1 pseudogene is annotated in these 250 nt (G+C 74.4%); it reads right to left on the reverse strand.

Features of this window, described 5'->3' with window-relative positions:
* Positions 1–250: pseudogene (locus tag A4V12_RS23460) on the reverse strand (galactose-1-epimerase); the annotation flags it as partial.

The raw sequence follows: 250 nt of genomic DNA on the forward strand, positions 1-250 counted from the left end.
CGGGGAACTCGGGCCGGGTCGGGGAGTCCGGGACCGCCTCGGTCTCCAGGGCCACCCCGTCCAGGTGGTCGGGGGCGTACACCTGGAGGCCGGGCTCCGTCGTACGGATCGTCAACAGGCGTCCCGTCACGGCGGAGTACAGCTCGGCCGCCGGTCCGCCGGAGCCGCCGTCGAGGACGAAGTTGTGGTGCAGCCCCGTGCCCACCGGGCGCGACGTCGGGAAGTCCAGCCGGCTGCCGTCCACCTTCGC

Origin of the sequence: Streptomyces noursei, from assembly GCF_001646665.1 — a bacterium.
In the GTDB taxonomy this organism is placed as follows: domain Bacteria; phylum Actinomycetota; class Actinomycetes; order Streptomycetales; family Streptomycetaceae; genus Streptomyces; species Streptomyces lavendulocolor.